The organism is Actinoplanes sp. NPDC051633 (assembly GCF_040681735.1).
In the GTDB taxonomy this organism is placed as follows: Bacteria; Actinomycetota; Actinomycetes; order Mycobacteriales; family Micromonosporaceae; genus Actinoplanes.
The window spans coordinates 1-6,767 of record NZ_JBFAZH010000351.1 but is presented as its reverse complement, the minus strand read 5'-3'; the positions used below and the strand labels follow the sequence as shown (position 1 = coordinate 6,767).

The window sequence follows — 6,767 nt, the reverse complement described above, 5'->3', positions numbered from 1 at the left end:
CACGGGTGCATCCGGGCCCGGGAAAGGCCGCTGGGCTACCACTGTTGGTCTGGCATGCCGGCCGGGCCGGAAAGTGGTAGCCCACGAGCGCATTCGAGCCCGGGAAAGGCGGCTGGGCTACCACTGTTGGCTTGGGTCGCCGGGCCGGCGGTCACGAGGGGTGCGCCAGGTTGCCAGGCGCTCTGCGTAGACGCGTTCGGCTGTCGGGAGTGGGAAGAGGCGCAGCGGGGATCGCCGGCGTCCACCACGGCGAGGATCGCTTCCGTCGTCGATGCCGGGTCGGCCGGGGTGCGGGCGGTCGCAGCCGCCCGCCGGGCCTCGCGGACCGGCTCGTAGGCGTCGATCGGTGCGGCGTGCACGGCCGACGAGCCCGACCAGTCGGTGCCGACGGGCCCGGCTCGATCAGCGTCACCCGGATGCCAGGTGCGCGGTCTCCTGCGACAGGGCGTCGCTCATGCCTTCGAGGCCCACTTGGAAGCGTGGTCGAGGCCCAGCGTCGGGAAGGCGACCACCCCGCCGATGCTGGACACCTGCACGAGGTGCCCGGCGCCCTGCGTACGCATGATCGGCAGCGCCGCCTGGGTGACCCGGCGCTGAGCCGGCTGGTCTGAGAGTTCCGGTTGATCGACTCCCGGATCATTCCGCCGATCGAGCCGCCGCCCGGCGGCCCGGGTCTCCACTCGAGATCGCCTGGCCGATCGCTTTGATCATGCCGGCGCGGAAGGCGGTCATCGACGCGGCCCGGCCGTCCAGGAAGCTGTCCGCGCCGTGGTACATGCCCGGCACGACGACCAGCTCGCACGGGACGCCCGCGGCCCGCAGCCGCCCGGCGTAGGCGACGTCCTCCTGGTGGAACAGGTCGAGGTCGCCGACGCCGATCCAGGCCGGCGCCAGGCCCGTCAGATCGTCGCGGCGAGCGGCCGCCGCGTAGGGTCGCGGCTCGTGCTCGGCCGGCCGATGCCCGAGGTACGCGGTCCAGCCGAAACGGTTCGACGGTGGCGTCCACACGAAACCGCCGGTGCCCAGGTGGTCCTCGCGCAGCACGGTCCGGTCGTCGAGCATCGGGTAGATCAGGGCCTGGAAACACACCGGCACGTCCCGGTCGTACGCCATCTGGGCCAGTGTCGCGGCCAGCCCGCCGCCGGCGCTGTCGCCGCACACCGCGACCCGCGACGGATCGACCCCGGGCTGCTCATGGGTCCATTGCAGCGCCCGGAAACAGTCCTCCAGACCGGCCGGGAACGGATGCTTGAGGGCCAGCCGGTAGTCCACGCTGACCACCAGGACGCCCAGCTCGGCGGCGATCCGGCTGCAGATGGCGTGGTACGTCGACGGGTGGCCGACCACGAACCCGCCGCCGTGGATGTAGAGCAGCGCGCCCGACGGCAGCGAGCGGGCCGACGGCTGGTACACGTACACGTCGACCGGCGGATCTCCCGGCACCACCCGGCGGTCGACCGTCACGCCGGCCACCGGCGGCGCCCCCGGCGTCGGGATCAGTCCCATCGCCCGCGTCAGGATGCGGGAAGTGAGCCGGAACGGCACGTAGAGGATCGGGTGCTGCAGCTCGGGCGGCACGGTCGAGATCATCGAACGGCGCCGGCCGAGATACGCCCGCACGCCCAGCCCGACGGCCGCCGCCACCGCCAGCCCGCCCAGAAGCCGTTTCACAGCACGAAGAGGATGGTCACGGCGACGACGATGACCAGCGGGATCACCGTCATGCTCAGGAAGATCGCCCAGGCGATGCCGTGGCCGAAGTTCAGCCCCAGGCCGCCGTGCTCACGCGGCACGAAGACCCGCGGGTCCGTCGGATCGCGGTAGAGGATCGGCATCAGTGCTCGAGAAGCGTCGGCAGGTGGCGCTCGACCACCGGCAGCACCTCGGCCACGGTCACCGGCCGGCCCAGCTCGGCGGTCAGCGACGTCACGCCCGCGTCGCGGATGCCGCACGGCACGAAACGGTCGTAGGCCGACAGGTCGCAATCGCAGTTCAGGGCGAAGCCGTGCTGCGTGACGCCGCGCGAGACGCGGATGCCGATGGCGGCGATCTTGCGGTCGGGCCCGCGGGAGTCCGCGCGGACCCAGGCGCCGCTGCGGCCCTCGACCCGCTCGGCGGTCACGCCGAACTCGGCGCACACATCGATCAGCATCTGCTCGGTGCGCCGCACATAGGCGACCACGTCGATCGGGTCGGGCAGCTTGAGGATCGGGTAGCCGACGAGCTGGCCGGGACCGTGCCAGGTGATCTTGCCGCCGCGGTCCACGTCGACCACCGGGGTGCCGTCGAACGGCCGGTCGGCGGGCTCGGTGCGCTTGCCGGCGGTGAAGACGCTGGGGTGCTCGAGCAGCAGGATGGTGTCGGGCAGTTCGCCGTCGGCGACGGCGTCGTGGATGCGGCGTTGCTCGGCCCACGCCTCGACGTAGTCGACGAGGCCGGGACGGAGCACGGTGAGCGTCGGGCTGGTCACGTACCCAAATGTAGTCCTATTGGATCCGGTCGACCGGATCCACTCCCGGCCGGATGCGCCACACCAGCACGTCCTGCACCCGCTCGGGCGGGCCGAGGAGCTCCCGCGCGGTGATCTCCAGCGCGGACCGGAAGTCGGGACCGGCCGAGCCGGTGACCCGGTCGGCGAGGAACACCGCCTGCACGTTCCAGTACGCGAGGTCCTCCCGCGCGTGGGCCCGGTCGTCGTTGGTGACGGTGAGGATCTCGCCGTAGCGGGCCGCCCGCAGCAGCAGCCAGTCGGTGCGCCGCCAGGGCGCCCCGATCCGCCCGGTGCCGTTGTCGCCGCCCGGCCCGAGGAAGTAGCCGTCCGGCGTGGGGAACTGCCGGCCACCCCGCGCCATCGTGTACGCCTGCCAGCGCTGCGCGTCCGGCGAGGCGGTGTTCGCGAACGGCAGCGAGCTCAGCGCCGCGCCCTCGGCGACGTACCGCTTCCAGGTCCCGTCCGCGATGAATCGCGGCTCGGGCGCCCGCTCGAAGGTCAGCAGCGGCAGCGGGACCAGCGGCACCAGCGCGACCGCGAACGCGGCGGCGAACGACGTCTGCACCGACGACGACAACTCGGCATCGGTCAGCAGCCGGTCGGCGAGCAACGCCAGCACCAGGCCGAAGACGCCGACCACCACCAGCGAGAACCGCAGCGGCAGCGCGGAGTCGAAGAGCGGCAGGTGCGCGAGGGCCGCGTACGGCAGCGGGATCTGCGTCTCGTGCTCGAAGATCTGCAGCCGCGGCCCCCAGGAGATCACCATGAACGTCGCCGCCACGATGATCAGAGCGCGCAGCGTGACCCGCCGCCCCGCGTCCGACCGCTGCCACAGCAGCACCAGCCCGGCCACCACCAGCATCAGCATCGGCAGCCCGAAGAACGACGTCTCCTCGGTCGGGTTGGGCGCGAGGTGGTCGCTGCCCAGGCCGGCCCACGCCGCCCAGGACCGTCCGGAGTAGCTGAAGTACGCGGCCACGTCCTCGACGTAGTGCCGCTGGTTGAAGCCGGTCCCGGAGAAGCTCTGCGGGCCGTCGAAGTGCATGTAGAGCGGGTAGGCGAGCAGCGACCCGGCGACCACCGCCGTGACCCCCAGCCCGGCCAGCACGGTGGGCAGGGCCGCCCGCGCCTCGGCCCGGGTGGTCCGGGCCGACGCCCACGCGATCAGGAAGACGCCGCTGGCCAGCGCGGTGAAGAACAACCCCTCGGCCGCGATCGAGAAGCCGACCGCGACCAGCAGCCCGAGCACGATGCCGTTGCGCAGCCAGCGACCCTTCTCGCGCAGCTTGAGCACCCACCACAGCACCACCGGGGCGACCCACCCGGCCGACCAGTTCAGGTGCCCGTTGGCGTGCGAGATGAAGCCGGGCGCGAACCCGAAGAACAGCCCGGCCACGGCGGCGGCGGCCCGGCGCGAGGTGAGATGGCGCAGGCAGAACCAGTAGAACGCGAAGGCGCCGCCCGCCAGGTTCAGGGTCAGGATCGTCACGAAGCTGACCTGTGGCCCGAGCAGGAAGGTCAGCGGCGAGAACAGGACGATGTAGACGGTGATGGAGGTGTTCGCCGCCAGGTTCACGCCGACCGGCGTGTTCAGCAGGTCGGTGAAGAACGGGTCGGCGCCGTGGCTCAGCACGTAGACGCCGTAGCCCAGCAGCCACTCGAAGAAGGCCTGGTCGCCGACGTTGCGGGCGAGGGCCTTCGCATGCGGGTCGGCCCACAGCCCGTTGGTCACGTAGACGGCGAGCGCAACGGCGACCATCGCGAACAGGACGTGACCGGGCCAGCGCCGTCGCACGCGGGCGGGCGACACGGCCTCGGCGGGCGGATCTGCGGGCAGATCGGACGGGTCTGCGGGTGCGGGAGCGGCGACGGACATCAAGCGGCAGATTAGCAAGCGCCGCGGCGGATCAGGCCGCCGCGCTCGGTGTGTGGTCGATCGCGGCGCGTAGCGCGGACTCAAGAGTGGGGTACGCCCACCGGAAACCGGCCCGGTTCAGCACCCCGGGGATCACCCGCTGGCTGCGCAACGCCTCGCCGGCGAACTCGCCCAGCGCCACGTGCAGCGCGAAGCCGGGCACGAGGGTGACCGCCGGCCGCTTGAGCACCCGGCCGAACACCTCGGTGAACTCGGAGTTGGTCACCGGCTCGGGAGCGACCACGTTCACCGGGCCGGCGATCGAGTCGGTGTCGAGCATGAACTCGACGGCGGTGACCCAGTCGGCCAGCGCGATCCAGGGAACGTACTGCCGGCCGCTGCCCAGCCGCCCGCCGACGCCCATCTTGAACGGGATCATCTGGGGCTTGAGCAGCCCGCCGCTCTCGTGCAGGGGCAGACCGGTCCGCATCAGGACGGTACGCACACCGGCGTCCTCGGCGGGTCGCGCGGCGGCCTCCCACACCCGGCACAGATCGGACAGGAAGCCGCGCCCGGCGGACTCCTCCTCGGTCACCCGGCGGTCGCCGGTGTCCCCGTACCACCCCACTGCCGAACCCTGCAGCAGCGCGCGGGGCCGTTCGGCCTGGGGCAGATTCTTGATCGTCCGCGCGATCGTCCCGGTCGTGTCGACCCGGCTGGACCGCAGCGTGCTCTTGTAGGCGGCCGTCCACCTCTTGTCACCGACGCCGGCGCCGGCCAGGTTGATCACCGCGTCGGCGCCGGCCACCAGCGCCGGGTCGAGCTCGCCCTGCGACGGCCACCAGGTCGCCTCGTCGCTCGCCTGGGCGGGCCGCCGGACCAGTCGCGTGACGTCGTGGCCGAAGGCGCGCAGCCGCTCGATCAGCGGGGCGCCAAGGAAACCGGACGCGCCGGCGATGAGGATGCGCATGCCCCAATCATTCCCGAGTTTGAACAGGCTCAAAACGAAAGAGCCCCGCCGAGGCGGGGCTCTTCGTCACACGGGTCAGCTCAGCTCACCCTCGAACTGGCCCGCCTCGAGCCGGTTCTTGATGGTGACCAGGAAGCGGGCGGCGTCCGCGCCGTCCACGATCCGGTGGTCGTAGCTCAGCGCCAGATACACCATCGACCGCGGGACGATCAGCTCACCCAGGTTGGGGTCCTCGACGACCACGGCGCGCTTGACCACCGCGCCGGTGCCCAGGATGCCGACCTGCGGCTGGTTGATGATCGGCGTGTCGAACAGCGCGCCCCGGCTGCCGGTGTTGGTCAGCGTGAACGTGCCGCCGGAGATCTCGTCGGGGCTGATCTTGTTGTTGCGGGTGCGGTCGGCCACGTCGGCGATGCGCTTGGCCAGGCCGGCCAGGCTCAGGTCGCCGGCGTCCTTGATCACCGGGACGATCAGGCCCTTGGGCGTGTCCACCGCGATGCCCAGGTGCTCCCCGTCGTGGTAGGTGACCGTGCCGGCCTCCTGGTCGATCGACGAGTTCACCACCGGGTGCTCCTGCAGCGCCTCGACCGTGGCCAGCGCGAAGAACGGCAGGAAGGTCAGCTTCGCGCCGTGCTTGGCCAGGAAGTCGTTCTTGGCCCGCTGGCGCAGCTGGGCGATCTTGGTGACGTCCACCTCGACGACCGTGGTGAGCTGCGCCGACACCTGGAGCGACTCGACCATGCGCCGGGCGATGGTGGCGCGGGTGCGGGTCAGCTTCTCGGTGCGGCCCCGCAGCGGGCTGGCCTGCGGCTTCGGGGCCGCGGGCGCGGCCTGCGACGCCGCGGCGGGCGCCGGGGTGGCCTTCTCCGCCGCCGCCCTCTCCGCCGCCTCGACCACGTCCTGCTTGCGGATCCGGCCGCCGACCCCGGTGCCGGTCAGCTTGGAGAGGTCCACGCCCTTCTCCGCGGCCAGCTTGCGCACCAGCGGCGTGACGTAACCGGCGTCGCCGGCCCCGCCGTTGGACTTGACCTCGGCCGGCGCGGGCGCCTGCGCGGGAGCCGCGGGCTGGGGGGAGGGCTTGCCCTGCTCGGCCTCGGGCGTCGGGTCGGCGTAGGACTCGCCGGCCGGCGCGATGTCCGGCGCCGGAGCCGACTCGACCTTGGGCGCCTCGGCCTGCTTGGGCGGCTCCTGCTTGGGGGCCTCCTGCTTGGGGGCCTCCTGCTTGGGGGCCTCCTGCTTCGGCGGCTCGGGCTGCTTCGGAGCCTCCTGTTGCGCGGGCTCCCCGGAACCGATGATCGCGAGATCGGCGCCGACGTCCGCGGTCTCGTCCTCCTGGACCTTGATCTCGAGCACCGTGCCGGCCACCGGCGACGGGATCTCGGTGTCGACCTTGTCGGTGGAGACCTCGAGCAGCGGCTCGTCGACCTCGATGGTGTCGCCGACCTGCTTGA

6 protein-coding genes are annotated in these 6,767 nt (G+C 72.2%); all 6 read right to left on the bottom strand.

What is annotated here, in order from left to right; genetic code table 11:
* Nucleotides 1–636: 636 nt before the first annotated feature.
* Nucleotides 637–1,671, bottom strand: a complete 1,035-nt coding sequence (locus AB0M20_RS20180; protein ID WP_364300216.1) for an alpha/beta hydrolase — start codon at nt 1,669–1,671, stop codon at nt 637–639.
* A complete protein-coding gene (locus tag AB0M20_RS20175; protein ID WP_364300214.1) occupies nt 1,668–1,835 on the bottom strand; it encodes a peptide ABC transporter substrate-binding protein in 168 nt (55 codons plus the stop codon). Before AB0M20_RS20175 ends, AB0M20_RS20180 begins: the two co-directional genes overlap by 4 nt.
* Entirely contained in the window at nt 1,835–2,470 is a 636-nt protein-coding gene (lipB, locus tag AB0M20_RS20170) for a lipoyl(octanoyl) transferase LipB (RefSeq protein WP_364300212.1), read from the bottom strand. The genes AB0M20_RS20175 and lipB overlap by 1 nt, the downstream gene beginning before the upstream one ends.
* A 16-nt stretch (nt 2,471–2,486) precedes the next feature.
* Nucleotides 2,487–4,367 (bottom strand): DUF2079 domain-containing protein, encoded by a 1,881-nt coding sequence (locus tag AB0M20_RS20165; protein ID WP_364300210.1) that lies wholly within the window; start codon nt 4,365–4,367, stop codon nt 2,487–2,489.
* A gap of 31 nt (nt 4,368–4,398) precedes the next feature.
* On the bottom strand, nt 4,399–5,316 hold the full coding sequence (locus AB0M20_RS20160; RefSeq protein ID WP_364300208.1) for a TIGR01777 family oxidoreductase: 918 nt from the start codon (nt 5,314–5,316) through the stop codon (nt 4,399–4,401).
* Between the two features lie 75 nt (nt 5,317–5,391).
* On the bottom strand, nt 5,392–6,767 hold a 1,376-nt coding region (sucB, locus tag AB0M20_RS20155; protein WP_364300206.1), incomplete at its 5' end, for a 2-oxoglutarate dehydrogenase, E2 component, dihydrolipoamide succinyltransferase.

Excerpts from the sequence above, each read along its gene's own strand:
- AB0M20_RS20175 (WP_364300214.1), bottom strand. The coding sequence starts at position 1,835 with ATGCCGATCCTCTACCGCGATCCGACGGACCCGCGGGTCTTCGTGCCG.
- AB0M20_RS20165 (WP_364300210.1), bottom strand. The coding sequence starts at position 4,367 with ATGTCCGTCGCCGCTCCCGCACCCGCAGACCCGTCCGATCTGCCCGCA.
- AB0M20_RS20160 (WP_364300208.1), bottom strand. The coding sequence starts at position 5,316 with ATGCGCATCCTCATCGCCGGCGCGTCCGGTTTCCTTGGCGCCCCGCTG.